At 45.2% G+C, this 26,794-nt stretch carries 27 protein-coding genes; 13 read left to right on the top strand and 14 right to left on the bottom strand.

The window, feature by feature from the left end; all coding sequences use genetic code 11:
* Entirely contained in the window at window positions 1–1,134 is a 1,134-nt protein-coding gene (locus HMPREF1551_RS03995) for an acyl-CoA dehydrogenase family protein (protein WP_196800708.1), read from the top strand.
* Window positions 1,135–1,293: 159 nt separating this feature from the next.
* Entirely contained in the window at window positions 1,294–1,818 is a 525-nt protein-coding gene (locus HMPREF1551_RS03990) for an acyl-CoA thioesterase (protein WP_021627761.1), read from the top strand.
* On the opposite strand, the gene HMPREF1551_RS03985 is transcribed toward HMPREF1551_RS03990, so the two are convergent.
* The 3 genes from HMPREF1551_RS03985 to HMPREF1551_RS03975 form a co-directional block, all read right to left on the bottom strand.
* Entirely contained in the window at window positions 1,812–3,098 is a 1,287-nt protein-coding gene (locus HMPREF1551_RS03985) for a replication-associated recombination protein A (protein ID WP_021627760.1), read from the bottom strand. The two genes, HMPREF1551_RS03990 and HMPREF1551_RS03985, sit on opposite strands and share 7 nt — an antisense overlap.
* Before the next feature lie 94 nt (window positions 3,099–3,192).
* Window positions 3,193–3,738, bottom strand: a complete 546-nt coding sequence (locus tag HMPREF1551_RS03980; RefSeq protein ID WP_021627759.1) for an RBBP9/YdeN family alpha/beta hydrolase — start codon at window positions 3,736–3,738, stop codon at window positions 3,193–3,195.
* Window positions 3,739–3,746: 8 nt separating this feature from the next.
* Window positions 3,747–5,012: an aminotransferase class I/II-fold pyridoxal phosphate-dependent enzyme gene (locus HMPREF1551_RS03975; protein ID WP_021627758.1), complete on the bottom strand. Its 1,266-nt coding sequence runs from the start codon at window positions 5,010–5,012 to the stop codon at window positions 3,747–3,749.
* A gap of 144 nt (window positions 5,013–5,156) precedes the next feature.
* On the opposite strand from HMPREF1551_RS03975, the gene HMPREF1551_RS03970 reads away from it, so the two are divergent.
* Entirely contained in the window at window positions 5,157–6,095 is a 939-nt protein-coding gene (locus HMPREF1551_RS03970; protein WP_021627757.1) for a hypothetical protein, read from the top strand.
* A gap of 13 nt (window positions 6,096–6,108) precedes the next feature.
* Here the strand turns inward: HMPREF1551_RS03970 and HMPREF1551_RS03965 are convergent, their stop codons facing one another.
* The 5 genes from HMPREF1551_RS03965 to HMPREF1551_RS03945 all read right to left on the bottom strand — a co-directional run bounded on the left by HMPREF1551_RS03965 (window position 6,109) and on the right by HMPREF1551_RS03945 (window position 12,551).
* Window positions 6,109–7,590, bottom strand: a complete 1,482-nt coding sequence (locus tag HMPREF1551_RS03965) for an ankyrin repeat domain-containing protein (RefSeq protein ID WP_021627756.1) — start codon at window positions 7,588–7,590, stop codon at window positions 6,109–6,111.
* A 197-nt stretch (window positions 7,591–7,787) separates the two neighbouring features.
* On the bottom strand, window positions 7,788–10,313 hold the full coding sequence (locus HMPREF1551_RS03960; RefSeq protein WP_034544277.1) for a DUF5686 and carboxypeptidase-like regulatory domain-containing protein: 2,526 nt from the start codon (window positions 10,311–10,313) through the stop codon (window positions 7,788–7,790).
* A 54-nt stretch (window positions 10,314–10,367) separates the two neighbouring features.
* Window positions 10,368–11,351 (bottom strand): NAD-dependent epimerase/dehydratase family protein, encoded by a 984-nt coding sequence (locus tag HMPREF1551_RS03955; RefSeq protein ID WP_021627754.1) that lies wholly within the window; start codon window positions 11,349–11,351, stop codon window positions 10,368–10,370.
* A complete protein-coding gene (locus HMPREF1551_RS03950) occupies window positions 11,348–11,665 on the bottom strand; it encodes a hypothetical protein (protein WP_021627753.1) in 318 nt (105 codons plus the stop codon). The genes HMPREF1551_RS03955 and HMPREF1551_RS03950 overlap by 4 nt, the downstream gene beginning before the upstream one ends.
* Before the next feature lie 88 nt (window positions 11,666–11,753).
* A complete protein-coding gene (locus tag HMPREF1551_RS03945; RefSeq protein ID WP_034544276.1) occupies window positions 11,754–12,551 on the bottom strand; it encodes an SDR family oxidoreductase in 798 nt (265 codons plus the stop codon).
* 139 nt (window positions 12,552–12,690) lie between these two features.
* Here HMPREF1551_RS03945 and HMPREF1551_RS03940 point away from each other — a divergent pair, with 139 nt between their 5' ends.
* Complete coding sequence (locus tag HMPREF1551_RS03940) at window positions 12,691–13,881, top strand: pyridoxal phosphate-dependent aminotransferase (protein ID WP_034544275.1); 1,191 nt, start codon at window positions 12,691–12,693, stop codon at window positions 13,879–13,881.
* An 11-nt stretch (window positions 13,882–13,892) separates the two neighbouring features.
* Entirely contained in the window at window positions 13,893–14,210 is a 318-nt protein-coding gene (locus tag HMPREF1551_RS03935) for a rhodanese-like domain-containing protein (RefSeq protein WP_034544285.1), read from the top strand.
* Here the strand turns inward: HMPREF1551_RS03935 and HMPREF1551_RS03930 are convergent, their stop codons facing one another.
* The gene (locus HMPREF1551_RS03930; protein WP_021627749.1) at window positions 14,211–15,062 is read right to left on the bottom strand and encodes a DUF4249 family protein; all 852 of its coding nucleotides are present in this window, start codon (window positions 15,060–15,062) and stop codon (window positions 14,211–14,213) included.
* 2 nt (window positions 15,063–15,064) lie between these two features.
* Window positions 15,065–17,428, bottom strand: coding sequence for a TonB-dependent receptor (locus tag HMPREF1551_RS03925; protein ID WP_021627748.1), 2,364 nt, complete (start codon window positions 17,426–17,428; stop codon window positions 15,065–15,067).
* A 173-nt stretch (window positions 17,429–17,601) separates the two neighbouring features.
* On the opposite strand from HMPREF1551_RS03925, the gene HMPREF1551_RS03920 reads away from it, so the two are divergent.
* Window positions 17,602–18,000, top strand: a complete 399-nt coding sequence (locus tag HMPREF1551_RS03920) for a DUF4878 domain-containing protein (RefSeq protein WP_021627747.1) — start codon at window positions 17,602–17,604, stop codon at window positions 17,998–18,000.
* Here the strand turns inward: HMPREF1551_RS03920 and HMPREF1551_RS03915 are convergent.
* Window positions 17,997–18,470, bottom strand: a complete 474-nt coding sequence (locus HMPREF1551_RS03915) for a hypothetical protein (protein ID WP_231374953.1) — start codon at window positions 18,468–18,470, stop codon at window positions 17,997–17,999. The two genes, HMPREF1551_RS03920 and HMPREF1551_RS03915, sit on opposite strands and share 4 nt — an antisense overlap.
* Window positions 18,471–18,622: 152 nt before the next feature.
* On the opposite strand from HMPREF1551_RS03915, the gene HMPREF1551_RS03910 reads away from it, so the two are divergent.
* The 7 genes from HMPREF1551_RS03910 to HMPREF1551_RS03880 all read left to right on the top strand — a co-directional run bounded on the left by HMPREF1551_RS03910 (window position 18,623) and on the right by HMPREF1551_RS03880 (window position 24,322).
* Entirely contained in the window at window positions 18,623–19,780 is a 1,158-nt protein-coding gene (locus HMPREF1551_RS03910; RefSeq protein WP_021627745.1) for a cysteine desulfurase family protein, read from the top strand.
* Window positions 19,777–20,994 carry an ABC transporter permease gene (locus HMPREF1551_RS03905; RefSeq protein ID WP_021627744.1) on the top strand — a complete coding sequence of 406 codons (1,218 nt, stop codon included), beginning with the start codon at window positions 19,777–19,779 and terminating at the stop codon, window positions 20,992–20,994. The genes HMPREF1551_RS03910 and HMPREF1551_RS03905 overlap by 4 nt, the downstream gene beginning before the upstream one ends.
* Window positions 20,995–21,010: 16 nt before the next feature.
* Entirely contained in the window at window positions 21,011–21,274 is a 264-nt protein-coding gene (locus HMPREF1551_RS03900; RefSeq protein ID WP_021627743.1) for a hypothetical protein, read from the top strand.
* A 2-nt stretch (window positions 21,275–21,276) separates the two neighbouring features.
* Window positions 21,277–21,684, top strand: coding sequence for a PIN domain-containing protein (locus tag HMPREF1551_RS03895; RefSeq protein ID WP_021627742.1), 408 nt, complete (start codon window positions 21,277–21,279; stop codon window positions 21,682–21,684).
* 18 nt (window positions 21,685–21,702) lie between these two features.
* Complete coding sequence (locus HMPREF1551_RS03890) at window positions 21,703–22,050, top strand: DUF4298 domain-containing protein (RefSeq protein ID WP_021627741.1); 348 nt, start codon at window positions 21,703–21,705, stop codon at window positions 22,048–22,050.
* A gap of 10 nt (window positions 22,051–22,060) precedes the next feature.
* Window positions 22,061–22,534 carry an META domain-containing protein gene (locus HMPREF1551_RS03885; protein WP_034544284.1) on the top strand — a complete coding sequence of 158 codons (474 nt, stop codon included), beginning with the start codon at window positions 22,061–22,063 and terminating at the stop codon, window positions 22,532–22,534.
* Between the two features lie 177 nt (window positions 22,535–22,711).
* Window positions 22,712–24,322 (top strand): DUF4139 domain-containing protein, encoded by a 1,611-nt coding sequence (locus HMPREF1551_RS03880; RefSeq protein ID WP_021627739.1) that lies wholly within the window; start codon window positions 22,712–22,714, stop codon window positions 24,320–24,322.
* A 160-nt stretch (window positions 24,323–24,482) separates the two neighbouring features.
* Here the strand turns inward: HMPREF1551_RS03880 and HMPREF1551_RS03875 are convergent, their stop codons facing one another.
* From HMPREF1551_RS03875 to surE, 3 genes are read right to left on the bottom strand one after another with little or no spacing between them, the layout of a single operon-like run.
* Window positions 24,483–25,556: a Fic family protein gene (locus HMPREF1551_RS03875; protein ID WP_021627738.1), complete on the bottom strand. Its 1,074-nt coding sequence runs from the start codon at window positions 25,554–25,556 to the stop codon at window positions 24,483–24,485.
* A gap of 21 nt (window positions 25,557–25,577) precedes the next feature.
* On the bottom strand, window positions 25,578–25,871 hold the full coding sequence (locus HMPREF1551_RS03870; RefSeq protein WP_021627737.1) for a hypothetical protein: 294 nt from the start codon (window positions 25,869–25,871) through the stop codon (window positions 25,578–25,580).
* On the bottom strand, window positions 25,858–26,637 hold the full coding sequence (gene surE / locus HMPREF1551_RS03865; protein WP_021627736.1) for a 5'/3'-nucleotidase SurE: 780 nt from the start codon (window positions 26,635–26,637) through the stop codon (window positions 25,858–25,860). The genes HMPREF1551_RS03870 and surE overlap by 14 nt, the downstream gene beginning before the upstream one ends.
* Window positions 26,638–26,794 lie beyond the last annotated feature (157 nt).

Here is a 26,794-nt window from a genome sequence, read left to right as displayed (position 1 = left end):
ATGAATTTTTCTTATGCTAAGGAATTAGAAATGATTGCGCAAACGGCGCAGGCCTTTGCCAAACAATATATCTTGCCTCATCGTAGTGAGTGGGACAAGACCCAGCAGTTCCCTATAGAGGTTTTCCGTAAGGCAGGCGAGTTGGGCTTCATGGGGATTCTCGTCCCTGAAGAATACGGCGGTTCAGGCTTGGGCTACCACGAATATATCACTATAGTAGATGAAATCTCCCAAGTGGATCCTGCTATTGGGCTTTCTATAGCGGCACATAATTCCTTGTGTGTCAATCATATACTTTCTTTTGCAAATGAACAGCAGAAGAAGCGTTGGCTTCCTAAGCTCGCCACCGGAGCACATATAGGTGCTTGGGGAATTACCGAGCACAATACTGGTTCCGATGCGGGGGGAATGCTCACCATAGCTGTAAAAGACGGAGCTGAGTGGGTGCTCAACGGTACCAAGAACTTTATCACTCATGCGATTTCTGCTGATGTGGTCGTGGTTATTGCCCGAACAGGAGAGAAAGGCGACAAACACGGCATGACTGCCTTTGTAGTGGAACGTGGTACACCGGGCTTCTCCAATGGAAAGAAAATAGACAAAATGGGAATGCGTGCGAGCGAAACAGCGGAGCTTGTCTTCCAAAACTGTCGTATCCCTGACGAAAATCGTATCGGGGAAGTAGGAGAGGGCTTTATCCAAGCCATGAAAATCTTAGATGGAGGACGTATCTCTATCGGTGCTTTGTCTTTGGGTACTGCTAAGGGAGCGGTGAAGGCTGCTATCCAATATGCAAAGGAACGTCATCAGTTTGGCAAGCCTATTATTGCCTTCCAGGCGATTGGATTTAAGTTAGCAGAACTCTCCACTGAGATAGAAGCCGCCGAACTGATGCTGCACAAGGCCGCTCATCTGAAACAAACCCACCAGCCGGTGACCCAACAGGCTGCCATGGCTAAGCTCTATGCTTCTGAACTCTGCGTAAAAGCTGCGAATGAGGCCATACAAATACACGGAGGCTATGGCTATACGACCGATTATCCTGTGGAGAAATTCTATCGTGATGCCAAGCTCTGTACCATAGGCGAGGGTACTTCCGAAATTCTCAAGCTCGTCATTAGTAGAAAACTGTAATTAATGATTAATGTCACTAATGATTAATGTCACTAATGATTAATGTCACTAATGATTAATGCTACTAATGATTAATGCCAGTAGTAATTAATCATTAATCATTGACCATTAACCATTGATCATTAACCATTATCATTGATTACTAACAACTATAAGAATATGCAAGCAAAGACTGTTTCAGCGTCTCGTTCAGTGGCTACCGACTTGGTATTGCCTAATGAGACTAACCATTATGGAAATATGTTCGGTGGCGAACTCTTAGCCCGTATGGATAGGGTAGGTACAATAGCTGCCGTTCGTCATTCGGGTTGTCTGGTAGTTACCGCCGCGGTGAACTCTGTTTCCTTCAATAAAATTATTCCTCAGGGAAGTATCGTAACGGTGGAGGCCTCCCTCTCCCGTGCTTTTACCTCTTCTATGGAGGTGTATATAGATGTCTGGGTTGAGGACTCTGTCAGTGGGGAGCGTACCAAGTCCAATGAGGCAATCTATACCTTTGTCGCCCTCAATGAGGTGGGGCGCCCCGTATCAGTGCCGGAGGTGATTCCCGAAACACCCTTGGAAAAAGAACGCTATGAGGGAGCACTTAGGCGTAAGCAACTGAGCCTCGTACTGGCAGGACGTATCAAGCCCCATGAAGCCAGTGAGCTACAAGCCCTTTTTCAGGATTTAGAAAATCAATAACCATAAAGATCGCCCCATAAGGTTTTCAAATAAGCCTTTAGGGCGTTTTCTTTTGGATTGTCACAAGGCTCATATAGGCAGGTTCCTTGGAGAGCATCGGGCATAAAGTCTTGGAAGACAAAGTTGTGAGGGTAGTCATGGGCGTACTTATAGTCCTTTCCATAGGAGAGCTCTTTCATCAGAGTAGTAGGCGCATTGCGCAGATGTAAGGGGACGGGTAGGTTGCCTTGTTGCTTGACCAATTGTTGTGCCTTACCGATAGCCTTATAGGAGGCATTGCTCTTGGGCGATGAGGCCAAGTAGATCGCGCATTGGCTTAGGATAATACGCGATTCTGGATAGCCAATGACTGTCACCGCTTGGAAGGTATTATTGGCCAAAACCAAGGCCATAGGGTTGGCATTGCCTATGTCTTCACTGGCCAAAATCAGCATACGCCTTGCGATAAACTTCACATCTTCCCCTCCTTCGATCATACGAGCAAGCCAATACACCGCAGCATTGGGGTCACTCCCTCGGATGGACTTGATAAAGGCGGAGATAATATCATAATGCTGCTCACCGGTCTTGTCGTAGAGCACCGTATTTTGTTGTACAATTTCCAAGACCTTATCGTTGGTAATGACAATTTCCTCTCCAGGGGCAAAGGTATTGACAATCAACTCAAAGGTATTGAGCAGCTTGCGGCCATCGCCATCGGAGAGCCTCAAAAGGGCTTCGGTTTCCTTAAGGGTGATGTGCTTCTGCTTTAGTGCTACATCCTGCTTTATAGCGCGGTCAAGCAGGGCTAAGAGGTCTTCCTTTTCAAAAGGCTTGAGGGTATATACCTGACAGCGGGAGAGCAGCGCAGGGATTACCTCAAAGCTGGGGTTTTCCGTAGTAGCCCCTATGAGGGTTACCCAGCCACGCTCGACGGCTTCCAAGAGGGAATCCTGTTGGGTCTTGTTGAACCGATGAATTTCGTCAATGAAAATGATAGGGTTGCGAGCGGTGAAGAGGCCTTGTTCTCGTTTGGATTTCTCGATAATATCTCTTACTTCCTTAATCCCACTGCTGATCGCACTGAGGGAGAAAAAAGCACGCTGGCTCTCCTTGGCAATGATATAGGCCAAGGTGGTCTTCCCGGTACCAGGTGGCCCCCAGAAGATCAGCGAAGGGGTAATTCCTTTTTCTATTTGCATGCGCAGGGCTCCTCGCTCCCCGACAAGGTGAGACTGGCTAATGTAGTCGGCAAGGCGTACAGGGCGCATGCGCTCGGCAAGTGGACGAGAATCGAACATAGTAGTGAATGGTGATGGTAATTAGCGCTTCATTATTAGAGAAAAATAAAAGGTAAAAGATTTTAGAACTGATAATCTTTTACCTTTTACCTCATTATTTTCTGAAAATATCCTCTACCTTGTGCAGTAGGGCAGGGAAGGTAGTGTATCCGTCCTCTTCCTTGAAGTGACCCCCGTGTGGGTAGCGTATCAGTACGCTATCGAGGTGCCGGGCTAGGTCATCGATCATTTGGTAAGGGACACTTTGGTCGTCCAAGGCGGCGAACACATAGGAGTTTTCCAAGGGTGCGATGGAGGGCTGTGCCTTATATAGGGTGATAAAAGGATCCAGCTGAGGCAAGCGCTTTAGTGGCTCGTCGAAGCCAGATACCAATATAGTACCCAAGGCTTTAGCTCCTGTGTTGGCCAAGTAGGTGAGTACCGCTACGCATCCTACACTGTGACCGATCAGTACCGTTTGGTCATCCATATGGATCTCCTTCTTGAGGAACTCCAACCACTCTTCAGCCTTAGGCTCTGTAGGGTTGGGCATTGGCAAGCAGAAACAAGAGATACCTCTCTTGGCTAATTCTCCCACAAGATAAGCAAACCAGTGCTTATCCAAAGCGGAATTGAGTCCGTGTACTATGTATACTTTCATGATTATGGTTATTTTTCATCACCCATCTCTGCCTCAAGGGCAGCATTTTGAGCGCGATATACCCCACCTTCGAGCTTGCTTCGGATTGCCGAGAAGGCATCCAAGGTGCGCTCTATATCCTCCATTGAGTGGGAGGCAGTAGGAATAATGCGCAAGAGAATCATCCCCTTAGGAATGACAGGATATACCACTATAGAGAGGAATATGCCATAATTTTCGCGTAGGTCATTGACCATGGCCATTGCCTCGGGAATGCTACCTTCTAAGAATACTGGGGTTACACAGGTGTTGGTGCTACCTATGTTGAACCCTCTGGAGCGAAGTCCGTTCTGTAGAGTATGTACATTGTCCCATAGTTTCTTTCTTAGCTCTGGCATGTTCTGTAGCATCTCCAAGCGCTTAAGACCTCCTTTGACAAAGATCATAGGAAGGGACTTGGCAAACATCTGGGAGCGGAGGTTGTACTTGAGGTATTCTATAATCTCCTTATCACCAGCTACAAAGGCTCCGATACCTGCCATGGACTTGGCAAAGGTGGAGAAGTATAGGTCTATTTGGTCTTGTACTCCTTGTTCTTCTCCGGTTCCGGCTCCTGTCTTTCCGAGCATCCCGAAGCCATGGGCATCATCCACCAAAAGGCGGAAGCCATATTTTTCTTTATAAGCAAGTATTTCCTTGATTTTTCCTTGTTGGCCACGCATCCCGAATACCCCTTCGGTAATCACTAAGATTCCTCCTCCAGTGGTTTCCGCCAAGCGTTTGGCACGTTCTATATTTTTAGCAAAGCTCTCTACATCATTATGTTGGTAAGTAAAACGCTTTCCAAAGTGTAGGCGTACCCCATCTATAATACAAGCATGGCAGTCCGCATCATATACGATCACATCATTTTTGGTCACCAAGGCATCGATGATAGAAACCATCCCTTGGTAGCCAAAGTTGAGCAAGTAGGCCGCTTCTTTTTGAACAAACTTAGCCAATCGCTGTTCTAACTCTTCATGAAGGGTCGTGTGTCCGCTCATCATACGTGCGCCCATAGGATAGGCCGCTCCATATTCGGCAGCTGCTTCGGCATCGGCCTTGCGCACCTCTGGATGATTGGCCAGTCCTAAGTAGTCATTTAGGCTCCAGTTAAGTACTTCTTTTCCTTGAAATTTCATGTGTGGCCCCAAGGCTCCTTCTAATTTTGGGAATACATAATAACCCTCCGCATGCGAGGCCCAACGACCTATATTGCCCTTATTGGTCTTTATGTGTTCAAATAAATCTGTCATTTTTTTAGTTCTTAAAGATGGTACAAAAATACACAATTATTTTGGGCTAACATACTTTTTTATAAAAAATCTTTGTTTTTGTTTGTATAGCCCATTTATTTGTTGTATTTTTGCCACAAATCATATGTTTAATATTTGTAAGACATGGAAGCTCAATTTGATACCAGCAAGGCGGCTATGTCCCAAAGGCTCAAAGAAGTATTTTGGTACATACGAAAGAATACAGAATACGTAACTCAGACGCTCTTTGCCCAAAAGATCAAGGAACCCAGAAGTAATTTCTCGGCAGCACTTAACGGTAATGAGAAGTATATGACCGAGGGCTTGGTCAAAAAAGTAGTGGCTGCCTTTCCTGAAATAGATAAGGAATGGATGCTCTCCGGACGTGGCGAGATGCTTGTAGAAGAGGAATATGACGGAGGAGAATACCTGAAAAAGGAACGTGAAAAATACAACCTGACTCTTACCGATGTATACGAACATACTCACATCCCAGTCAAAAAGCTCAAGGCTTATGAGATGCATGAGGAGGAAATGCCCGATAGAACGCGTGCCCTCTTAGAACTCTATTTCGACCAAGTGGCTTACGAATACGAAAGCCAGGACGATGAGGATATGAATATCCCAATTCTCAAGACTGAGGTGGTCTCCTCTCTTGTCAAAGTGCCTTACTATGATATAGATTTCGCAGGAGGATGGTCTTCTGAAGAGCTCTTTTCACAGACAAAACCTTCGTTTATCATCAGTTCTCCCGATTTCGATCGTTCCGATTTCGCTTGTAACCTCATCGGGAACTCTATTTCCAATCGTATCCGAAGCGGCTCCATCATAGGCCTAAAACGTATAGACGATTGGCAGACCTATTTTCCGACGAACGAACTCTATGGGGTGATTACCAAAAACCAACTTCGTACAGTGAAAATCGTCAAGCGAAGCAAGCAAAAAGGCTTCTTGGAACTCATTCCTGACCCACTGCCAGAGCATAATAACCCTCCTTATGAGACCGAACTGATTCCTATGGATTATGTGGTGGAGTTCTATCAGGTAGTAGCCTCTGCCTTCTTTGAGAGAATCTCAATGTAATCTTGGATAGCTGCTATCTAAGGAAGCTAAGGTCTGCCTCACTTTTTTGTAGGTTTTCATTTTCCTTCGCCAGCTCATAAGCCGTTTCTCCCAGTTCGGTAGTAAGGGACTTGTTGGCTCCTTTTTCTATAAGATATTTTAGCAGCTTGGTATCCTTTGCCGTAAGAGCGGCTTTTATAAGTGGGGTTTGTCCTTCTTCATTTTGAGCATTGATATCTATATCAGGCCAGGAGAGTACCTTTTCCACGAGCTTTTGGTTTCCTTTTACCACTGCTATATGTAGGGCGGTATCTCCATGGGCATTAGCGGCTTGTAGGGCGACCAAATATTTCTTCAGTAGGGCTGTTTTCTGCTCGAAATCTTCGTCATTTCCTTTTTTGCGAGGGTTATAGCTTGCCAAAAGGGAGCCTATGACATTCGTTCCTTTCTTACTAACGGCACGCGTATCGGCACCTTGAGCCAAAAGTAGTGCAACAATCTCACTACTGCTGCGCTGTAGGGCTATCAGTAGGGCAGTTTCTCCTTTTTGATTAGCCTTATTGATATGCGCCTTATCCTTATCCAAAAGCTTTACCAATTCAAAATTATTGCCATAGCAAGCATTCATCAGGCAGGTATTTCCTTCCTTGTCTGTAGCTTCTATGTTAGCTCCTTTCTCTATAAGGTACTGGGCAGCAGTCAGGTCTTGGCGGCGAGCTAAGTAGTGCAGTGCTGTAGCCCCCTTATAGTCTGTTGCATTGGTAGGTATTTTTTGGTTTTCTATCAGGTATTGGTAGACTTCGATAGGGTTATTAGGCTGGCGCACTATCCCTTCGGCAGCCATAGGAAGGGCTTGGTGGGTAGGCCTTACTTTTTTGCGGAGCACTTTGAGTAAGTTCAGATTGCCCTTTCGGGTGGCATAGTCAAAGGTGGTAGCTCCACTGAGGCTTGTTTGCTTAAGGCGAAGTCCCTTGCTGATAAAGTATTGGGTAAGCGGGAGTTGCTCGCTGTCAAAGGCGATGGCTTTTAGCAGCAGTGTTTCTCCTTGGTCATAGGTAGCCTTGGGGTCGATACCTGCCCGGAAGAAGGCCTCATATAGCTTGGGGTTGGTATTGCCAAAGAGGGCTGCAAAGACAACCGGAGTGTAGCCCTTGGTGTCTTTGGCGTGAATATCGCTCCCTTGGGAGAGCAAGTACTGGACAAGTTCTACGTTTCCACTGCTGGCCGCCCAAAAAAGATAGGTACGTCCATCATGAGTGGTCTTACTGATTCCATTTCCTGGCTGTTCTATCAGATAGATAGCAGTAGGGGTAGGTACTTTGGCCAAAATAGCCAAGGCAGTCGCATCGAAAGCCGCTTCATTGCGCTCAGAAGGGCTGTTACCAGCCTCTATAGCTGCTTTTACTTGGCTAACACTCGTGTTTTCATTCCAAAAATTGCGGTCATGGAATACATTCTGCTGGCTCATAGCCGCCACACTCGCGAAAAGTGCTATAGTAGAGAGAAACTTTTTCATAAATAGCTAATTAATAGTGACAAGTGACAAGTGACAAGTGACAAGTGACAAATCAATATGCAAAGATAATAAAAATAATTAGAATGCTTCTAAATAATAATATTTCTTTAACACTAACTTATTCGTCACTAGTCACTTGTCGTTAGTCACTACTTGTTGGTCACTTGTCATTAGTCATTGGTCATTGGTCTTTGGCATTAGAACTCTGGTCTTATCGCAAATCGCACTCCAAAGTAGGGATTATCCTGTCCGTTGAGAGAAGAGAAGGCATTGCGCCAAATGAAATCCACACGGATAGGGCGAAGGTTCTTGATACCGATATTTTCTATACCGAAGCCATATTCCCAATAGACTTTTTCAGGGGCATGGTAGACAATATTGGAGGTGCTGACCGCCTTGTTTTCTTCCCGAAGGGTACCATAGGCCATACGAGCCAAGATAAGGCTACGCCATTTGGTCTTTTTGATAAGAGGCAATCGGTTGATTATCAATCCGTTGAAGTGGTGTTCCAGATATACATTCACATAGGCATCCGTAACGAAGTCGTAGTAGTTCAGCAGTTGGAAAGTCCTATTAAGGGCAAATCGGGAGGTACCATAAGCCTGATTGGCAGGGGTGGGAGTTAGGAAGGGTAGGGGAACGGTGCCGAAAACCTTTCCTACCTCTACCATAGGATGGAAGATACCGATATTCCACAACGGAATAGGCCGATGAACGAAGGCTTCCAAGCGAGCATAGTTGAAATTACTGTTGCGAATACCGGAAAAAGATTGGGTATATTTCAGGCGATAGGTGGCAAAGATGTTTTTTCCATAGAATTGTTCTACTCCATAGCCATATACATTTCGGTTGGGGGTATAGGTAAGGGAGAAGGACGCATAGGCATCAGAATATCGATGGAGTTCTCCCAAGGAGGGATCCTGATAGCCTATGGAGAAGCGTTCCGGATCAGCGGACTTCATCTGCTGATAGCTTCCCGAAAGGGTCAGGTGTAGGTTGCTCTTCATAAGGCCAACATCCACCATCCCCAATACGCGTTTGTTGCGGGTTACAAAATAATTTTCTCCCCTGGAGAAGAGGAAGTTGGAGGCATTCTTCAGATCCATCTCAGCATCATTGCTCTGCAGGTAGGTGCCCAATTGTACATAATCATCTTGGTAAAGTCCTCCCACGCTAAGGCGTATCTTAGGGATAAGCAAGTACTGGGCGCTGATACCTCCTTTGAACTTCTTATCCTTGATTCCATAAGCCCCATAGAGGTAGGTGCGGAAGCGGTCGTCATTGCTCATAAAGGAGCGAAGACCTACACGGCGGAAGCGGTTGCCCTCTACATCATTGTTGGAGAAGGACTCCCATATGGAGCCGAATTGCAAATATTTCCCGATAGGAATATAGCCCGAGGAAAGGATATTGATCGTATTGGAAATTCCCTTGATACGGCTGTTGTCACTGACTTTTTCGATGAGCTCTTGAGTCTCGTTCAGTGAAGTTTGCGTTTGAGAGAGGTTGTCCCAATAGGTTTTCTCTTGAGCGAATTGGTTGGACTTGTATTTTTCAATTTTTGTTAGGTAGAAGGATTCCTCCTTCGGGGCGTCGAGGATAAAGTCGGAATAGGTAATGCGTTTTTTTACATAGAGACCTTTTTCTTTGTCACTTTTGGTAAGCACCGTGAAGTCCCCTTCGTAGTAATCGGTTTGGGGAAGGATAAGGCTGTCATTGACATGGAAAGTCTTTTCGATGGAGAGGTTGCGGACAAAGTTCAGGGAGGCTTCCTTGAGGGTGAACATCTGAATAGAGGCAATGGCATAGGTCTTACTATCTACCGTGAAGTGGCCTTTGAAGAGAAGGTCTTGGTCTTCCTTAGGAAAGAAATAAATAGAGTAGAGCTTGCGACCGTCTCGCTCTATAGAATCATTGAGCACATAGGCATATACCCCATAGCCATATTCGGAAATAGGGCTTATGAAGGCCTTGTCTAAGAAATAGAAGGAATTGTCATAGACATCGAAGTCCCTGAAGTTACGGGTGAAGCGTTCCATACCAAAGCCGGTTTGCATCACCCCTTGGGTACGCTCGGCCTCTATATCGGTACGGGTGAGCGAGCGGGTATTATCCCCATATACTTTGGAGACTTCTTCTCTTAGGAACATAGGAAGCGAATAATGGTCATTGGCCTCTCTGGAGGAGAGCAAGTCCTTCATATTCCCATATTCTTTTTTCATGGATTTTTTCAGAAAGACGGTATCCAGGTTGTTCAGTCCCATTTCCACCGATTCGTATCGCTTGTACTCATAGGCCTTGGAGGTCGTCAAGCTGTTTTTGTACTTATGCGCCCATATTTTCTGTAGAATAGGGTAAGCAGGATTTTCTTTTTTGGAAAGATTTTTGGTGGGTTTCTGTACAATAACCACTTCTTCGAGCATCTCCCCTTCGGTAAGAACAATCTTAAGGGAGAGGCTTTCTCGCTTCTTGAGGATAATCTCTCGGGAGGTAAAGCCTACAGAGGAAACCTCTAAGGTGTTGTAATTCTTTGGGGTATAGAGGGAGAATTTCCCATTCTCATCACAGGCAGTACCTACTTTGGTGTTTTTGAAAATAACACTGGCAAAGGGAACAGGCTCCCCTTGTTCATCGACTACTTGTCCCGATACACGTGTCTGCGCATAGCTTCCTCCTAAGCATAGCAAGAGAGCAAGCATGCAGAACCATTTGAATGACTTCATTAGTTAGTATATTTCTAAGGGGCAAAGATAAACATTTTTTTGATAAAATCCTGACTATAAAGATAATTTTTCAAGCGTTTTTTCTATAGGTGTATAGCTAAAGGGGAGCACCTGGGTGATTTTGGCGCCATCATAGCGGCTTTGGTGTTGTAGGGTGTGTAGCAGTTTGTTGGTAAGCATTCTTTTCCTTCCAAAAAGCCAAAGGAAGGCTTCTGCATAGTAGAGCAGGCGTAGGGTAGTGGGGGAGAGGCATTTCTTTTTGGGAAGCAAGGGGTGACTTTGGCGGAGCAGTTCAAAGAATTGGGCATAGCTAAGGTCAGTCCCATTCAGGATAAACCCTTGGTTTTCAATAGGGGATTCCATCAAAAGGCGCATGGCCTTGGCCACATCCAAGGCAGCGACAAATCCGGTACCGCCTCCTGTTACATAAGGACTGTGGCATAGCTTTTGCACCTTCATAGCCGGATGGGTCTCTACACCTACTCCTATAATGACAGAGGGATACACGACCACTGCCGGAAGGCCTTCTTGTACGCCTCGCCATACTTCCATCTCGGCACTGTACTTGCTTAGGGCATACTCATTACCTCGCTCGCGGTTGGGCTCCTGTGGGGTCTCTTCACTGATTGCTTCCCCTGCTTTGGGGAGGGCAAAAGTAGCTATACTGCTGACATAGCAGAGCTTCTTCACTCCATGGTGTAGGGCAACATTCACCACATTGGCCGTACCCTCTATATTGGTTTTCAAAAGCAGAGAGGCATCCTCAGTAGCAAAGGAAACCTTGGCGGCACAGTGATATACCAGGGTAGCTCCTTGTAGGGCTGCTTCCAGGGCGGGAATGTCCAAAATATCAGCCTCTACCCACTCTATGCGAGAGAGTAGGTCGGCCAAAGAGGGTGCATAGGTTTGGAAAAGGCGTTCTAAAAGGGAGGTATCCTTTCGGCGACAAAGGGCGCGGATGGGAGCATGGGTATGACAGAGCAGCTCGTAGAGCAGGTGTGCTCCTACCAAGCCTGTCCCTCCGGTAACCACAATCATAGTAGTACGTATTTGGTAAAGATTTCTTTCTCGCTTACTCCTTCGAAAATCTCAAAGAGGAGTTTTTGAAGATCTACGATTTGCACCGTAGTGAAGACACATAAGTACTTCCCTCCACAGAAGGTAAGAATTTCGATACCTGGCTCGGAGTAGTCAAAATGCGAAGAAAGATCAATGGCTTGTACTTTGCCTCGAAACTCCAAGAGTTCGCAGAAGCGAAGCTCTAAGGTCTGTTCGGGCATCTCTACATAAAACCGGCGATCTCCTGGCTTTTGATAGATACGATAATATTTTGAAGTTCCTATGATTTTCACAAGGGCAAAAATAAGGCTTTTCTCTGAAATATGAAAGAGGTTGGCTCAATAAGTTATTAACAATTTTTCTAACTGCTTAGCTCCTGTATTACAGTTGGTAATGTCCTTTGAGTAGTCGCTCAAAACACTTACTGGGGAGTATCTTTTTCAGTAGGATGGAGAGGCGTTCGAGTGTTTTTCCTTTTACATAATGTACCTTTGGGGCTTTCTTTTCGATCAGATGATAGATACTGTGGGCTAAGGCTTCCGCAGGGAGTCCCTTAGCAATATCTTCGTTCATATGAGGGAGGGCTTTTGCATATTGCTCATAGGGAGAGCCTTCTATCGCTGGGGTATGGAAGCGACGGGAGGCAATATCGGTGGCTACATCTCCCGGAGCCAAGCTGCAAAAGGAGATGCCGAACTGCTCGGTCTCCATTCGTAGGCTTTCGGTAAGGAGCATCAGTGCTCCCTTACTGGCCGAATACCCGCCTCTGAAGGGTAAGCCCATATAGGCCGCTACGGAGGTGATATTGATGATCTTGCCTTTCCTCTGGGCACGCATGGAGGGAAGTACGGCCTGGATGACCCGCACTGCTCCGAATACATTCGTCTGGAAGGCATTCTCCAAGGCCTCCACTGGGGTTTCCTCTATGGCACCGGTGATGCCCACCCCTGCATTGTTGATTAGTATATCGATATGTCCTTCACGAGAGAGGATGGCCTCCACCGCTTGCCTTACCGAGGAGGTATCCCTTACATCCATCGCCAGTAGAGTATAGCCCTTGGGCTGCTCTTCTATAGTGCGAGCGGTACCATATACCTGATAGCCCTTTTCGCTGAGTAGCTCCGCTGTAGCGCGCCCTATTCCGGAGGTGGCGCCTGTGATTAGAACAATAGCTTTCATAAAAGTAGGTGATTTCAGAAGTGCAAAAATAGGTTTTAATAGGTAGATATGCAAACTTTTTTTCTTTTTCTCTTTCCTTTTCTCAAAGAAAAGTCGTAATTTTGTAGCACTATATTTGCATTGAAAAATTGTAACAATTATGAATACAATATTATCCGACCGTGTCAATAACATGGCACTTTCCGCTACCTTGGCCATGGCTGCCAAGGCACGCGAGCTGAAGGCACAGGGCAAGAATATCATTAGTTTGAGCTTAGGCGAACCCGATTTTGCGGTGCCTGACTTTGTAAAGAAGGCGGCTATAGAGGCCATAGAACAGAACTATAATAAATATTCTCCAGTGGATGGTTATTTGGAACTAAAGGAGGCCATCTGTGAGAAGTTCAAGAAGGACAACGGGCTGACTTATACCCCCTCTCAGGTAATTGTCTCCAATGGAGCCAAGCAATGCCTTTCCAATGTGGCCTTGGTGATGCTCAATCCTGGGGATGAGGTGATCCTCCCCACTCCCTATTGGGTAAGCTATTCCGATATCACCAAGATTGCCGGAGGGGTGCCGGTGGAGATTCCTACTTCGCTGGAAACTAATTTTAAGATTACACCTGAACAGTTAGAGGCGGCCATCACTCCTCGTACCAAGATGTTGTGGCTAAGCAACCCAGGCAACCCCAGTGGAGCGATCTATTCCAAGGAAGAATTGGAGGGCTTGGCAGCTGTGCTAAGAAAGTATCCTAACATCTATTTCTTAGCCGATGAGATTTATGAACACATTAGCTATAACGGTATGCCTACTTCTATGGCTTCTATAGAGGGAATGTACGAGCGTACCATTACCGTCAATGGCTTGTCCAAGGCTTTTGCCATGCCGGGCTGGCGTATGGGCTATATGGGAGCACCAGAATGGATTACCAAGGCTTGTGCCAAGATGCAAGGACAGATCACCAGTGGGGCTAATACCATCGCACAGCGTGCCAGTATCACTGCCCTAAGAACGCCCTTGAGCCAGGTGCAATATATGTTCGATGCCTATCGCAAGCGCCGTGACTTGGTCTATGAACAGCTCTCTCAAATAGAAGGCTTCAAGACCAATCTTCCCGATGGGGCTTTCTACTTCTTCCCCGATGTCTCTTACTACTTCGGTAAAACACTCCGTGGTAGGAAGATACAAACTGCCGGTGACTTGGCACTCTACCTCTTGGAAGAGGCTCATGTGGCTACCGTTACCGGAGAGGCTTTTGGCAACTCGAACTGCTTGCGCCTTTCCTATGCCACCAGCGAGGCAGATCTCAGGGAGGCACTACGACGTATTAAAGAAGCGGTAACCTATTAATTGATATGAGTATGGCAGTAATAAAACAGCTTTCCCCCCAAGAGGCTTTCGCCCTCAGTGAGCAAGGTGTCCTATTGGTCGATGTACGTGAGGCAGATGAGGTCGCTCAAAAGCGTTATCAGGTGGCCAACTACCTGCATTTGCCGCTTTCCCAATTGGCTGAAACTTATAAGCAACTTCCCACAGACCAGCCTCTTATCATAGCTTGCCTCTCGGGAGGGCGTAGCCAAAAGGCCATCGCTTTCCTTCAGGCGAAGGGCTACGATGACCTGTCTAATTTGGATGGGGGCATCAAGGCTTGGGAAGCCCTTGGGCTTCCCGTGGTCTGATTATTGAATTACATAGATGACCTTGGAGTATTGGGCTACCCGAAAGGCGCCTAAGGGATTTTCTTTCGGATTGGCTCGATAAAAGATATTGCCCTTTGCCCTATTGGGGATACTAAGCAAACCTGCATTGTTGGTAGCATTGTTCGAGAGTACCCGAATATAATTCATATAGGTCTCCGAAACCCTAAAAAGGGTGAGTTCTACTGTATCACCTGCTTTGAATTGCTCTTCTTTTTTGTTGCTGCGACTGAGGATTTGAGTGGTGAAATGACCATCAGGGAAATAGCGATCATTGAATCCATAGAGTCGGGTCACCCCATCAGAGGAGGCTTTGATACGTAGTACAAAGTTGTTATCTTCCCCAGCGGGGACATCGAAGCGTAGGGTGAGCATGATCTGATCTCGGGTGAAGCCTCCGTCATTAGTTTGCGTGATATTGGCCTGGGTAAGCTCAGGTACTTCCTTGAGTATATCGGTAGCAACATATTCCTTGCCTTCATGCCCAATGATAAGGCCGTATCGCCTACCTAAAGCAGGCGTAAAATCGCTGTTTTGGTAGCTGCCAGGTTGGGTCTCTGTAAAGGGAAAAAGATTTCCTTGGTCATCGCCGACCAGTATAGTAGCTCCCGAAGCTCCTTCGGGGGCTTCTTGGCTATAATAGGGTTGGGTATAGCTTAGTTGTATTGTCTGTACGGCTCCAGAGGTGCCTTTTTCCCAATCAATAGCAGCATCTATGACCAATTCCTTCGCTTGGGTATCCAAGTCCAGTTCTATCACCTTCTCACAAGCAGAGAAAAGGGGGAGTAGCATCATAAGAAATCCTATGGGGTAGGGTATATTTGTTGTTTTCATGATCAAAAAGAGAAATTATAGGTGATACTTGGAACAATGCCGAAGATAGAGAGCTTAACGGCTTCACTTTGTTGGGTTTCGCGGTTGCTCCTGAAGTAGATAGAGGCGGCATTGTAGCGGTTATATAGGTTATAGACCCCGAATACCCATTCGGATTTCCATTTTCTTTCCGGATGGGGCGTATAGGAGAGGGATACATCCAACCGATGGTATAGGGGCAGGCGATAGGCATTACGAGCACTATAGTTGGCAATGGACACGCCAAAATAGCGATATTTGCCTACAGGGAAGTTGCCAGGAATTCCGGATTGGAGGGTGAATACAGCGCTGGCATTCCACTTTTTGCTAAAGGTATAGGTGCCGGTAAGCGATAGGTTATGGGGCTTGTCATAGGCGGAAGCATACCACTCCCCATTATTGATACCACTCTCGTAGGAGGTTCTCCCTGGGGTCTGTTGCTGGGATTTGGAATAGGTATAGGAGAGCCAGCCAGTAAGTGTTCCGGTATTTTTTCTTAGTAGTACCTCCCAGCCATAGGCACGGGTATGTCCTGGGAGTACTTCTCGCTCTATGAACTCATTGGCGGTGAGGTTGGCACCATCTATATAATCCAAGCGGTTTTGTACCGTCTTGTAGAATACTTCAGTCTCGAGGCTGTAGGCTCCTTCCTTGAGATTGGTAGCATAGCCCAAAGCGACTTGGTCGGAATATTGGGGCTTGAGGTAGCGGTCGCTGGGTGTCCATACATCCAAGGGGGTAGGGGAGGAGGTGTTCGAAATCAGGTGGAGGTACTGAGCCATACGAGCATAGCTGGCCTTAAGGGAGCGATGGTCATCGAAGGCATAGGAGAGGCTTAGCCGTGGCTCCCAGTGGGCATATACATCAATGAGTTCTCCTGCCTTGTAGTGGCGCTCCCCTATGGGGATGCCGCGCTGATAGATGCGTTGTAAGGGGTGGAAGAGTACGGCTTGATCTCTTAGGTATTGCGGCATGCTGCGCTTGCCTAAGTGATAGAAGCTGCTCCAGCGAAGCCCGTAGGAGAGAGTCAGGGACTCACTGAGCTTGTGTTCTGCCTCCGCATATAGGCCTAATTCCAAGGCATATTTGTGAGGCAGTGCCTTGTAATTAATGGTAGATGTGCCAAAGGGAGTGATCACCCCTGGGGCGAAGTCATAGTAGGTGCCTTGTAGTCCATAACCAAGTTTGAAGTTGTCAGAGAGATAGTGCTTGAAATCATATAACAGATTCGCATTTCTGATCCACGAATCCCACTTGAAGCCAGAGAGGTCTATCTTCATGCCATAATAATAATCACTATAGACTAAGGATAGGTTTGAGAAGAGTTGATCCGAAAAGAGATGGTTCCACCTAAGATTTACCAAGGTATTGCCATAACTATTGCTGAAGGCTTGTGATAGATCGAAGACATCGCGGCCAAAATAGCCTGAAAGGTAAAGGCTGTTTTGCTCATCGACTTGGGTATGGAGCTTCATGTTCAGATCATAGAAATAAGCAGAATTGTCATTATCGGTTAGTTTTAGGAACAGATGGGCATAGGAGGCACGCCCACCAATGAGAAAGGAGGACTTGTCCTTCACGATAGGCCCCTCCAACAGAAAGCGAGAAGAGAGCGAGCCTATGCCCCCTGTGCCATGGTATTGGGTATTGTTCCCATCTTTTTGATAGACGTCCAAAACGGAGGAAATACGCCCTCCATAGCGAGCAGGCATTCCGCCCTTGTAGAGCTTCATGTCGCGAATGGCATCGGCATTGTAGATGCTTAGAAAGCCAAATAGGTGAGAGGCGTTGAAGATGGTAGCCTGATCCAGCAGGATGAGGTTTTGGTCGGCAGCTCCTCCACGTACATTGAAGCCTGAGGAGGCTTCCCCTGCATTGCTCACTCCAGGGAGTTGTTGTAGGGACTTGATGATATCCACCTCGCCCATCAGCACAGGCAGCTTCTTGATGGTTTGGATCGGGATACTGGCCACACTCATCTGTGGGGTGCGTACATCTACTTTTGGGGCACTTTGAGCGGTAACCTCTATGCCTTCCAAGGCAATATCTTCTTGGGAGAGTTGGTAGTTGCGGTGCTCATTTTTCCTCAGCTGTAGGGGTTCCTCTATCGTTTGGTAGCCTAAGGAGACTATCTGTAGCGTATAGGCTCCTTCGGGAAGGGTCAGCGAGTAGAAGCCATAGGCGTTGGTAGTAGCTCCCATATGGGTACCCTTTATAATCAGGTCTACCCCGAGGAGTTTCTCTCCACTGGCGCGATCGGTGACCGTACCGCTGAGGGTGTATTTGCGTTGCGCCCACAATGAAGATAGGGATAACATACATAGGAGCAATAGGAGATGTTTTTTCATTAAGTAAATAGTTATATTAAGGGTGCAAAGATATAAAAAAGAGAAGAGTAAAAAAGGGAGAAGAGATTTTTTTTATCTTTTAATGAATGATCCTTGACATTGCTTTAAAAATGTCGTATTTTTGCAAAATTAATCAGCTAATTAACTAATTGACAAATTAACAAATTAACACTATGAAATATCATCTGTATACAGCCGTAGGACTTGTTTGCTTCCTTATAGGCTGTACATCCAAGAACCAAAATACGCCAGAGGCGGCGGTAGAAGGCTTTATCACAGCGGTTAATCAGAATGACTTTGCCAAGGCTAAGCACTATGGTGATAGCACAGTTGTTGTCCGAATGACCCAAATAGAGCAGATGCTCAAGCAGTACAAGGGGGAAGTACCGCAAAACCCTAAAATAGACTTCAAGGTGAGAGAAGTAACACCGCTTGACGAGCATACGGCCATTGTTACCTATAGCATCTCCGCTACAGAGACTTACAAGCAGCTCAAGGTGCGCCAAATAGGTGGAAAATGGAAGGTAACCTTGGAGCTACAGCAAGCAGCTCCCCAGGCGCTGCATCCTTAGCGAGTGGTTTGGTAAGTACCGAAGTTAAAGTTCTGATCCACCAAACGTTCTCCATCTGCATTGGTAAGCAGCAGGTCGCGGATACGGATCAGGTGATTGTATTTGACAGTCCCTGCGATGGTATCTCGGATCTCACGCGTGGTGATGATCACCTTGCCCCCTTGGGCTTGTATCTCGGAGGTTACCTTCGGGGTCGTTTGGGGGGGAGAGGTACAGAAGTAGCTGGAGGTAGGAGCACTATCGAAGGTGCGATACAGTAGGGTATAGCCATTGCCTATATTTCCTACAATCGAATCCGTCCTATTCTTGAGAATTCCTGCTCTGAATTGTAGAATGAGGGCTTCTTTGCCTTGTGTCTTGTAGAGAAAGGTGGTGGTGGTATCCCGAGTGCAGGAGTAGGCTTCCGTACCACTGAAGGTGATACGCTCCACTGTAAAATCTCCATCATTGCAAGCCATTAACAAGCTCATACAGAGACTTATAAATAACAAATAACTACGCATAGCTTCACTAAATATGCGGCAAAGGTACAAATAAATAATGATTTTTTTCTCATCAAATCCGAATATTTTCGGTCTAATAAAAAATTAATTCGTACATTTGCACTTAAAAATATAGTAGTATGAGTGGGGAAAAAAAAGTCTATTTTGACAATGCAGCGACTACTCCTTTGCGAGCAGAGGTCAAAAAGGCTATGATAGAGGCGCTTGATACTTTCGGAAATCCATCCTCTATTCATAGTTTTGGCCGTGCCAGTAAGGTTCTTATCGAAAAAGCACGTAAAAATATAGCTAAGGAATTGGGCGTATCAGCCTCGGAGATCTTCTTTACTTCAGGAGGAACAGAGGCTATCAATATGGTACTCAAGGGGGCAGTGAGGGACTTGGGCATTACCCAAATTATTACCTCTCCTACCGAACACCATGCCGTATTGCATACCATACAAGCCATCGAAAATGAATACGGTATCCAGGCGACCATGGTCAAGCTCGAACCCAATGGTACCCCCGATATAGAAGACCTGAACAAGCTCCTTTCGCAGTTCCTTTCCGATGAAAAGGTCTTAGTCTCGCTTATGCTTGTCAATAATGAGATCGGCAATATACTCCCCGTGGCCAAGGTGGCTGAGATATGCAAGAAGTACAAGGCTTACCTACATTGTGACACGGTACAGGCAGTAGGGCATTTTCCTGTAGACCTCTCCAGCCTTCCGATTGACTTTATTTCGGCTTCTGCACATAAGTTCTACGGGCCGAAGGGGGTGGGCTTCGCTTTTATCCGCAAGGGAGTGAATGTGAATTCTTTACTCTTCGGGGGCGAGCAAGAGCGTGGCCGGCGTGCCGGTACCGAGTCCGTCCATAATATAGTGGGAATGGAGGAGGCCTTCCTGATGGCTTACCAAAATATGGACAAAGAACGTGCGCATATAGAGGGAATTAAAAAGTATTTTATTCAGAAAATCACCCAAGAGATTCCCCAAGTGCATTTCAATGGTCTTTGTGCCAATTTTCAAGAAAGTTCTTATACGATAGTAAATATATCCCTTCCTATAGAGCTGAAGAAGACAGAAGTGCTGATGCTCTTCTTGGATATGCGTGGCATCGCTTGTAGCCAAGGCAGTGCTTGCCAGAGTGGAAGTGCCAAAGGCTCTCATGTCCTAAGGGCGATACTCCCCGATGCGCAGTGGCCGGAGGCGCATATACGCTTCTCCTTCTCCATCTATAATACGAAGAAGGAAGTGGATTATGTGATCGAAACCCTCAAAGAATTTTTAGCATGAATCTGAACAATTTATTCCGTATTGCTTGGCGAGCTATCTTGCTGAACAAGACCCGTACCCTACTGACCATGTTGGGGATCATCATCGGGGTAGGCTCGGTCATTACCATGTTGGCCATAGGAGAGGGGTCAAAGAAGAGCATCAAGGAGAATATCTCCAAGATGGGTACCAATATGCTCAACATCCGCCCCGGCGCCAGTATGTTTGGAGGGGTGCGCAACAATACCGACATGCAGTCGCTCAAGATGACCGACTACTTAGCCCTCAAGAACGAAGCCACACTACTCAAGTATATCACTCCGGTGGTCAGTGGCAATGGCCAAGCCATCGTAGGGGCGAATAACTGGCCTACCTCCATCTATGGGGTCAATACCGAATACCTCCCTATCCGCGAATGGGCGGTGGAGCAGGGGGCTATGTTTGGCCAAGATGAGATAGACAAGCTCTCCAAAGTAGCTGTCATAGGCCGCACGATTCAGAAAAACCTCTTCCCCGATGGAGATTCGCCCATCGGACAGACAATCCGTTTTAAGAATATTCCCTTTAAGATCATAGGGATATTGGCGGCCAAAGGGGAAAGTAACTTTGGGCAAGACCAAGACGATATCATCATCGCCCCCTATACCACCGTGCAGAAACGTGTCTTGGCACAGACCTATTTGCAATCCATTGTAGCCTCAGCCATTACCGAAGAAGAAGCAGAGAATGCTGTCAATCAAGTAAAAACAATCTTGGAGCACACCCATAATATTGCCCCAGACCAGGAGAACAACTTCAATGTATTCTCCCAACAGGAGCTGATTTCTACTTTTTCCTCTACTTCCGAGATGCTCACCATACTTTTGGTAGCCATAGCGAGTATCTCCCTGATAGTAGGAGGGATAGGAATCATGAATATCATGTATGTATCGGTCAAGGAACGCACCAAGGAAATAGGTTTGCGTATGGCCATAGGCGCCAAGGGTAAGGATATCTTAGCGCAATTCTTGATAGAATCTGTTTTAATCAGTATCACAGGAGGCGTGGTAGGGGTCGTATTAGGCCTTTTGGCTACCTATGTAGTGAAAGCCTTTATCGGCTGGCCGGTAAGCATCACCTTTTACTCCATAGTGCTCTCCTTTTTGGTTTGTACTATTACAGGAGTATTCTTTGGTTGGTATCCAGCCCGCAAAGCCTCTGATTTGGAACCAATTACCGCACTAAGATACGAATAATAATCACTATTGAAAAATGACAGCTGTAGAACAAAATATAGTAAATACCTATGCTCGTTTGTTTGAGAATCTCAGTAAGTTTGCCCGATTAGAACTTATTGAGCGAATTACCTTATCTCTTAAAGAGGAAGATAGAGCACATAAAGAAGATAAAAAGGTAAAAGAAGACACGGATTTCTTTAATCTCTTTGGTGCTTTTCCTGATGATAAAACTGCAGAAGAAATAGTTACAGAGATAAAAAGTAGTAGGCAATTTAGAGAAAAGGATTTAACAATTTGACAATGAAGTATTTGCTCGATACCAATATCTGTGTATTTTTTATTAGAGGGAAATATAATCTATACACTATATTTAGAGAAAAAGGTATAGAAAATTGTTCTATATCGGAACTTACAGTATTTGAACTAAAATTTGGAGCAGAGAACAGTTCTGATCCTATAAAATCTCATTGGGTTGTCAATGAATTTATCAAGAGATTTTCTATTATCCCTATATCAGAAATAGCAGACAAATATGCAGAGATAAAGGTAAAACTTAGAAAAAATGGAACTCCAATGCATGATGAGTTTGATCTAATGATTGGAGTAACAGCCTTACAAAATAGAATGACCTTAGTTACAGATAATCTTAAAGATTTCAGATTTATAGAAGGACTAATTACTGAAAATTGGATTGTTAGAGAAAACTAACAATTAACAAATGACAACATGGATTTAGCAACTTATTATAAGCAACACCCAGAGGAGCGATACGAAAATATTCGCCGTATGGGAGAGATACTCAGCCGTGTGGAGCAAACCCTTACCAAGGCCGAAGCGCTCTTAGAGGAATGGAAGGGGCTACAGGACGATTTCAATACCTTGGTGGCCTACTATGATAGTCCCCAGTGGCGAGACGACTACTTCGATAGCAATGATGGTAAAATCCCTGATGAGGTACCCCAATGGGTACTCACTCAAGACGCTATCTTCGATGCAATTGGCACAGAATTTGATATAGCCGATGGTTATAAGCAGCTCATTGAGACGATTGATGCTAAAAAATGGAAGAAATAAATTTAAACATATGAATAAAAAAAGATTAGTATTACTCATGATGGCTGCCATAATGACTGCCTGTGGAGGTAACCCCAACAATCAAAACAATCAAGAAACACCAGCCGAGCAGGCTCCTGCCTCTCAGCAACCTACCCCTTCCCCAGAGCTTGACGGAAACTGGAAAGCGGACTATATCAAAGGCGTGAATCTTATAAAGGATACCCAGAGTGTCTATATTGATATTGACTTGGAAAAACAATCCCTCTCCGGAAATGATAGCTGTAATAGTATTACAGCTCCTATACTTACCCTTACCAATAAGGAAATCGTCTTTGGTGAGATGGCCTCTACCCTTAGGTACTGCCCTGAGATTGAGTACCAACAGGCGTTCCAAACGGCCCTCCGAGAAGTGGCTTCTTACCAATTGGATAAGAAGCAACTGCATTTGTTTGACAAAAAAGGTGAAAAGATAATGTCCTTTAGCAAAGGAATAAGACAATAATAGCAGTCAATGGTCAGTTCCTGACCACTGACTACGCATTACAAGAAGTAGCTACCTATAAAATACAGGAAAACTCCCTATCGTTGCTCAACAAACAAGGCGAGGAAGTCGTAAAGATGATTAAAAAACAATAAAGATAAATGCCGTTAAACAGCAGATAACGAAACAAAATAACAGATGAAAAGATTATTCATGGCTGTAATAGCCCTTTCTTTGCCTATAATAGCTCAGGAGAAGCCTATTTTTACCCAAGCTAAGATCAAGCAGGCCACCGTGTACTTTACCGGTGCCGAGCTTACCCATACCGCTTCGGCAAATATTCCTAAGGGTACGAGCGAGTTGGTGATCAAAAATGTGGCTAATATCCTCTCCGAAGAGACTATCCGGGTGCTGGCTCCCTCCAATGTGACGGTACTTTCGGCACAATTTACCAACCAGTATATGGAGGAATACGAAGCCGAAAGACATACTCCTGCCCTCAAGCGTGTACAAGATAGCCTCGCTCTCTTGGATAGCCAACTCAAAAAATACCGCAACGAACGCTATTCCAAGGAAAAGACGGTTGCTTTTCTGGACGGTAATAATACCCTTCAGGGGAATCAAGATGGTTTGGTCTTGGCCGACATCCCCAAAGTCATGGACTACTATACCGCCAAGCGTATAGAACTGCTCAATAGTATAGATGGGCTTAAGGAAAAAGAGGAGCAGCTCACCTCGGCTATCACCAAGCTCAATGCCAAGCTGGATGTCTCTGCCTCCAAGCACGAAAACCTATCCAATGGGAAGATCATCCTACAGCTGATGTCTCCCATAGCACAAAAGGCTGATTTCCAGCTAAGCTACCTCACTAAGCGAGCTACTTGGTATCCTTTCTATGAGCTGCGTGCCGATAAGCTCTCCGATCCTATTCACCTGCTATATAAAGCGCAGATTACCCAAAATACCGGGGTGGACTGGAAAGGAATACGTCTCTCACTCTCCAGTGGGAACCCTAACCAAAGCAACCAATATCCTGTGCTGAAAACCTGGTTTGTCCGCCTTGGAACCCCTTACAACTTTGAGAATGCTAAAATGGCACTACGTTCCAACGTAGCGCCTATGGGCGATTTATCCCGAAAGAAAATAGCTAAGGATGAATCCTTGGAGGAAGTAACCATGGGCAACTATACAGAACTCTCTGAAAACCAACTCTCATTATCCTTTGATATAGACATCCCTTATGATATTCTTTCCAATGGAAAAGCACATAGCATCTCCCTACAAGAGCTCAACCTCAAGGCTGAGTATAGGTACTATGCCGCACCACGAGTGGACAAGCAAGTCTATTTAGTAGCTGCAATTGAGGATTACTCCAAGTATAACCTCCTTCCAGGTGAAGCCAATATCGTTTTTGAAGGCTTATATGTAGGAAAAACCTATATAGACCCCAACCAAACCGATGATAAGCTAACCATTACCATGGGTAATGATAAAAAAGTGAGTGTCAAACGCGAAAAAATAGCTGATAAATCCCAAACCAAGTTTATCTCAAGCTATAAGGAACAGACCTTCACTTACGACATCCTATTGCGCAATAATAAGAAGGAACCAATATCCTTAGTACTCAAAGACCAATACCCTGTCTCTACTGAAAAAGACATAGAGGTCGAGCTCTTAGAGAGCACCCGTGCCTCCCAGGACGAGCAAACTCATATCCTCACCTGGGAACTCACCCTCAAGCCCAATGAGACCAAGACCTTCCGTATCAGCTACAAGCTAAAATATCCTAAGGATAAGACTGTGAATTAGTAAAATCCGCGAAAGCGGAGTAGAAGAGACAATTCGCCTTTATATAGATGAGTCGTCAGTGAGTATTAACCACTGACGACTCATTTTTAACGTGGAAAAAAAACGCCATTTTTTTCCACGTTAGGATGGACGTGGAAAAAAAACGCGTTTTTTTTCCACGTTAGTTTTTTTCTCTCTTTAGTACCTTTATTAGATTTTCATTAGTGTAATAGTTGCTTTTTCCTACTTTAATTTTGTCTAAGAGGCCTATTGAAGAAATCAAGTCTAAATAATTCTGTGCGGTACGCTTGCTAATATTCAAATCTCTTTCCAAAAATTCTATTTTGGTATATGGATTTTTGAAGAGGTTATTGAGTAAGTCCTGACTATATATTTTGGGCAACTCATTGCGTAAGCGCTGTTTGGTCTGTTGCATGAGAGCTTTGATATCTTCTACAAGTTCAATCGTTTCTATAGCAGTAACTTCTATTCCTTTGAGGAGATAGAGTATGAGTGTTTGCCAATCATTATCCGTTCTTACTCCTTGCAGTGCCTTATAGTAATCTGTTTTGTTTTGGATAATATAGTGACTGAGATAGAGCACAGGTAGGTCTAATAGTTTTTGCAATACCAAATACAAAATATTGATAATACGTCCCGTACGACCATTACCGTCATAGAAAGGGTGAATACTTTCAAATTGGTAATGAATAATAGCCATTTTGGTAAGAGGGTCAAGTGGAGAAAAATCAGGATCATTGATAAATTTCTCTAAATTGGCCATAAGATTCAGTATTTCGTCCTTATCTTGTGGAGGGGTATAGACTACTTCCTTTTGAGCGTTTACCAATTTGGTGCCCGCTTGGGTTCGGAATCCAGCTTTGTTTTGCTCTAATTGTTCTTGTATCTTGATAATATCCCTATTGAGCAAAAGTTTTTCATTTCGAACAATATAGAAGCCTAATTTAAGCCCTTGAGCATAATTGACAACCTCCTTACTGGCGGGGTTTTGGGTTTCTATCATGATGTTTTGCTTGTACAAATCATCATGTGTGGTTACTATATTCTCAATTTCACTACTACTTTTTGCCTCTTGCAGTGAAAGGGTATTGATGAGGATTTCTTCGTTCGGGATAGTTTTTACAATTCCTTTGAGTTCCGCTAAGTGTCTATGTGATTTGCTTAACTGTCGTAAAACCTCTGTTGTTTCTATTTCAGGAGGAGGTGGTAGGAGAGGGAGTTTAAAATTTTCCATTTTCTATTTTTTTATATTCCCTTACCAAAACTTCAAAAAGAGGATCACAAAGGCGCTGATAAAGGTCGCGATGAGCACACCTTTAGCACGCGAATCGTATCTTAGGCGGATAAAGGCAAAGAAAGCCAAGAGGTTTAGGATAGCTCCTAAGCCTATGATAGCTCCCAACATGCCTTCTTGGTAGGCATAGACAAAGGTGCTCTCCAGGTCGGACTTGGAGAAGAGCACCCACCAAAGGAGCATTCCTAAGACATTGACAATAAGTCCTACGGCGATACCGATAAGGACATCTTTTTGGCTTCTATGATATTTCATCGAGTTTCCAACTGTTAAGGGGTTCTATACTTGGGTAATGGGTAAGGTCTGCATGGGTAGGTACCACCGAGATATAGCCATGATCTAGCGCCCATACATCGGTATCAGTGCCTTCATCTTCACAAACAAACCGGCCGGTAAGCCAATAATAATTGCGCCCATGCGGACTAACACGATGGTCGAAGCGCTCTTCCCAGTGGGCACGCGCTTGCCTACATACTTTTATGCCTTTGATCTCCTCGCGCTTGAGCTTCGGGATATTCACATTGAGCACTACCCCGCGGGGCAAGCCGTGTTTTAGAACATGAAGGGTAATATCACGAACAAAATCAGTGCATTGCGAAAAATCAGCATTCCAATTCATATCCAATAGGGAGAAGCCTATGGCGGGAATACCTCCTATACCGGCCTCTATGGCAGCACTCATCGTACCGGAGTAGATAACATTGACGGAGGAGTTTGCCCCATGGTTGATGCCACTAACGCATAGGTCGGGGGTACGCTTCAGCAGTTCATGCTTGGCAATCTTCACACAATCCACCGGGGTACCACTACAGCGGTATTCTAATGGAGCACCACTTTGGGTATGTACCTGTTCGCAGAATAGAGCAGCCGTAGTGGTAATAGCATGCCCCATCCCACTTTGGGGCGAATCGGGCGCTACCACCACGACCTCTCCTAAGGGGAGCATCACTTGGATAAGGGTTCGGATACCAGGGGCGGTGATACCATCGTCATTGGTGATAAGAATTAAGGGCTTTTGCATAGCATTTCTAAATAATGCTGCAAAAGTACGAAATTAATGTTTAATGTCAATAATGATTAATGATTAATTTTTAATTGATTCGCATTGATACTAATTAACTCAAGTTTCGTAAGTTCTATAACCTAAATAACGTGAGTTCGACTTAAGCGGCAATTCT

It is taken from the genome of Capnocytophaga sp. oral taxon 863 str. F0517 (assembly GCF_000466425.1).
Taxonomy (GTDB): domain Bacteria; phylum Bacteroidota; class Bacteroidia; order Flavobacteriales; family Flavobacteriaceae; genus Capnocytophaga.
This window is presented reverse-complemented; position numbering and strand designations above follow the sequence as displayed.

Bases quoted from the DNA above. Each gene is read 5' to 3' on its own strand.
- HMPREF1551_RS03960 (WP_034544277.1), bottom strand. From the start codon at position 10,313: ATGAAGTCATTCAAATGGTTCTGCATGCTTGCTCTCTTGCTATGCTTA.
- HMPREF1551_RS03965 (WP_021627756.1), bottom strand. From the start codon at position 7,590: ATGAAAAAGTTTCTCTCTACTATAGCACTTTTCGCGAGTGTGGCGGCT.
- HMPREF1551_RS03890 (WP_021627741.1), top strand. From the start codon at position 21,703: ATGGATTTAGCAACTTATTATAAGCAACACCCAGAGGAGCGATACGAA.
- HMPREF1551_RS03995 (WP_196800708.1), top strand. From the start codon at position 1: ATGAATTTTTCTTATGCTAAGGAATTAGAAATGATTGCGCAAACGGCG.
- HMPREF1551_RS03910 (WP_021627745.1), top strand. From the start codon at position 18,623: ATGAGTGGGGAAAAAAAAGTCTATTTTGACAATGCAGCGACTACTCCT.
- surE (WP_021627736.1), bottom strand. From the start codon at position 26,637: ATGCAAAAGCCCTTAATTCTTATCACCAATGACGATGGTATCACCGCC.
- HMPREF1551_RS03955 (WP_021627754.1), bottom strand. From the start codon at position 11,351: ATGATTGTGGTTACCGGAGGGACAGGCTTGGTAGGAGCACACCTGCTC.
- HMPREF1551_RS03940 (WP_034544275.1), top strand. From the start codon at position 12,691: ATGAATACAATATTATCCGACCGTGTCAATAACATGGCACTTTCCGCT.
- HMPREF1551_RS03900 (WP_021627743.1), top strand. From the start codon at position 21,011: ATGACAGCTGTAGAACAAAATATAGTAAATACCTATGCTCGTTTGTTT.
- HMPREF1551_RS03945 (WP_034544276.1), bottom strand. From the start codon at position 12,551: ATGAAAGCTATTGTTCTAATCACAGGCGCCACCTCCGGAATAGGGCGC.
- HMPREF1551_RS03975 (WP_021627758.1), bottom strand. From the start codon at position 5,012: ATGACAGATTTATTTGAACACATAAAGACCAATAAGGGCAATATAGGT.
- HMPREF1551_RS03985 (WP_021627760.1), bottom strand. From the start codon at position 3,098: ATGTTCGATTCTCGTCCACTTGCCGAGCGCATGCGCCCTGTACGCCTT.
- HMPREF1551_RS03915 (WP_231374953.1), bottom strand. From the start codon at position 18,470: ATGAGCTTGTTAATGGCTTGCAATGATGGAGATTTTACAGTGGAGCGT.
- HMPREF1551_RS03930 (WP_021627749.1), bottom strand. From the start codon at position 15,062: ATGAAAACAACAAATATACCCTACCCCATAGGATTTCTTATGATGCTA.
- HMPREF1551_RS03875 (WP_021627738.1), bottom strand. From the start codon at position 25,556: ATGGAAAATTTTAAACTCCCTCTCCTACCACCTCCTCCTGAAATAGAA.
- HMPREF1551_RS03980 (WP_021627759.1), bottom strand. From the start codon at position 3,738: ATGAAAGTATACATAGTACACGGACTCAATTCCGCTTTGGATAAGCAC.
- HMPREF1551_RS03885 (WP_034544284.1), top strand. From the start codon at position 22,061: ATGAATAAAAAAAGATTAGTATTACTCATGATGGCTGCCATAATGACT.
- HMPREF1551_RS03925 (WP_021627748.1), bottom strand. From the start codon at position 17,428: ATGAAAAAACATCTCCTATTGCTCCTATGTATGTTATCCCTATCTTCA.
- HMPREF1551_RS03905 (WP_021627744.1), top strand. From the start codon at position 19,777: ATGAATCTGAACAATTTATTCCGTATTGCTTGGCGAGCTATCTTGCTG.
- HMPREF1551_RS03880 (WP_021627739.1), top strand. From the start codon at position 22,712: ATGAAAAGATTATTCATGGCTGTAATAGCCCTTTCTTTGCCTATAATA.
- HMPREF1551_RS03990 (WP_021627761.1), top strand. From the start codon at position 1,294: ATGCAAGCAAAGACTGTTTCAGCGTCTCGTTCAGTGGCTACCGACTTG.
- HMPREF1551_RS03935 (WP_034544285.1), top strand. From the start codon at position 13,893: ATGGCAGTAATAAAACAGCTTTCCCCCCAAGAGGCTTTCGCCCTCAGT.
- HMPREF1551_RS03970 (WP_021627757.1), top strand. From the start codon at position 5,157: ATGGAAGCTCAATTTGATACCAGCAAGGCGGCTATGTCCCAAAGGCTC.
- HMPREF1551_RS03920 (WP_021627747.1), top strand. From the start codon at position 17,602: ATGAAATATCATCTGTATACAGCCGTAGGACTTGTTTGCTTCCTTATA.
- HMPREF1551_RS03870 (WP_021627737.1), bottom strand. From the start codon at position 25,871: ATGAAATATCATAGAAGCCAAAAAGATGTCCTTATCGGTATCGCCGTA.
- HMPREF1551_RS03895 (WP_021627742.1), top strand. From the start codon at position 21,277: ATGAAGTATTTGCTCGATACCAATATCTGTGTATTTTTTATTAGAGGG.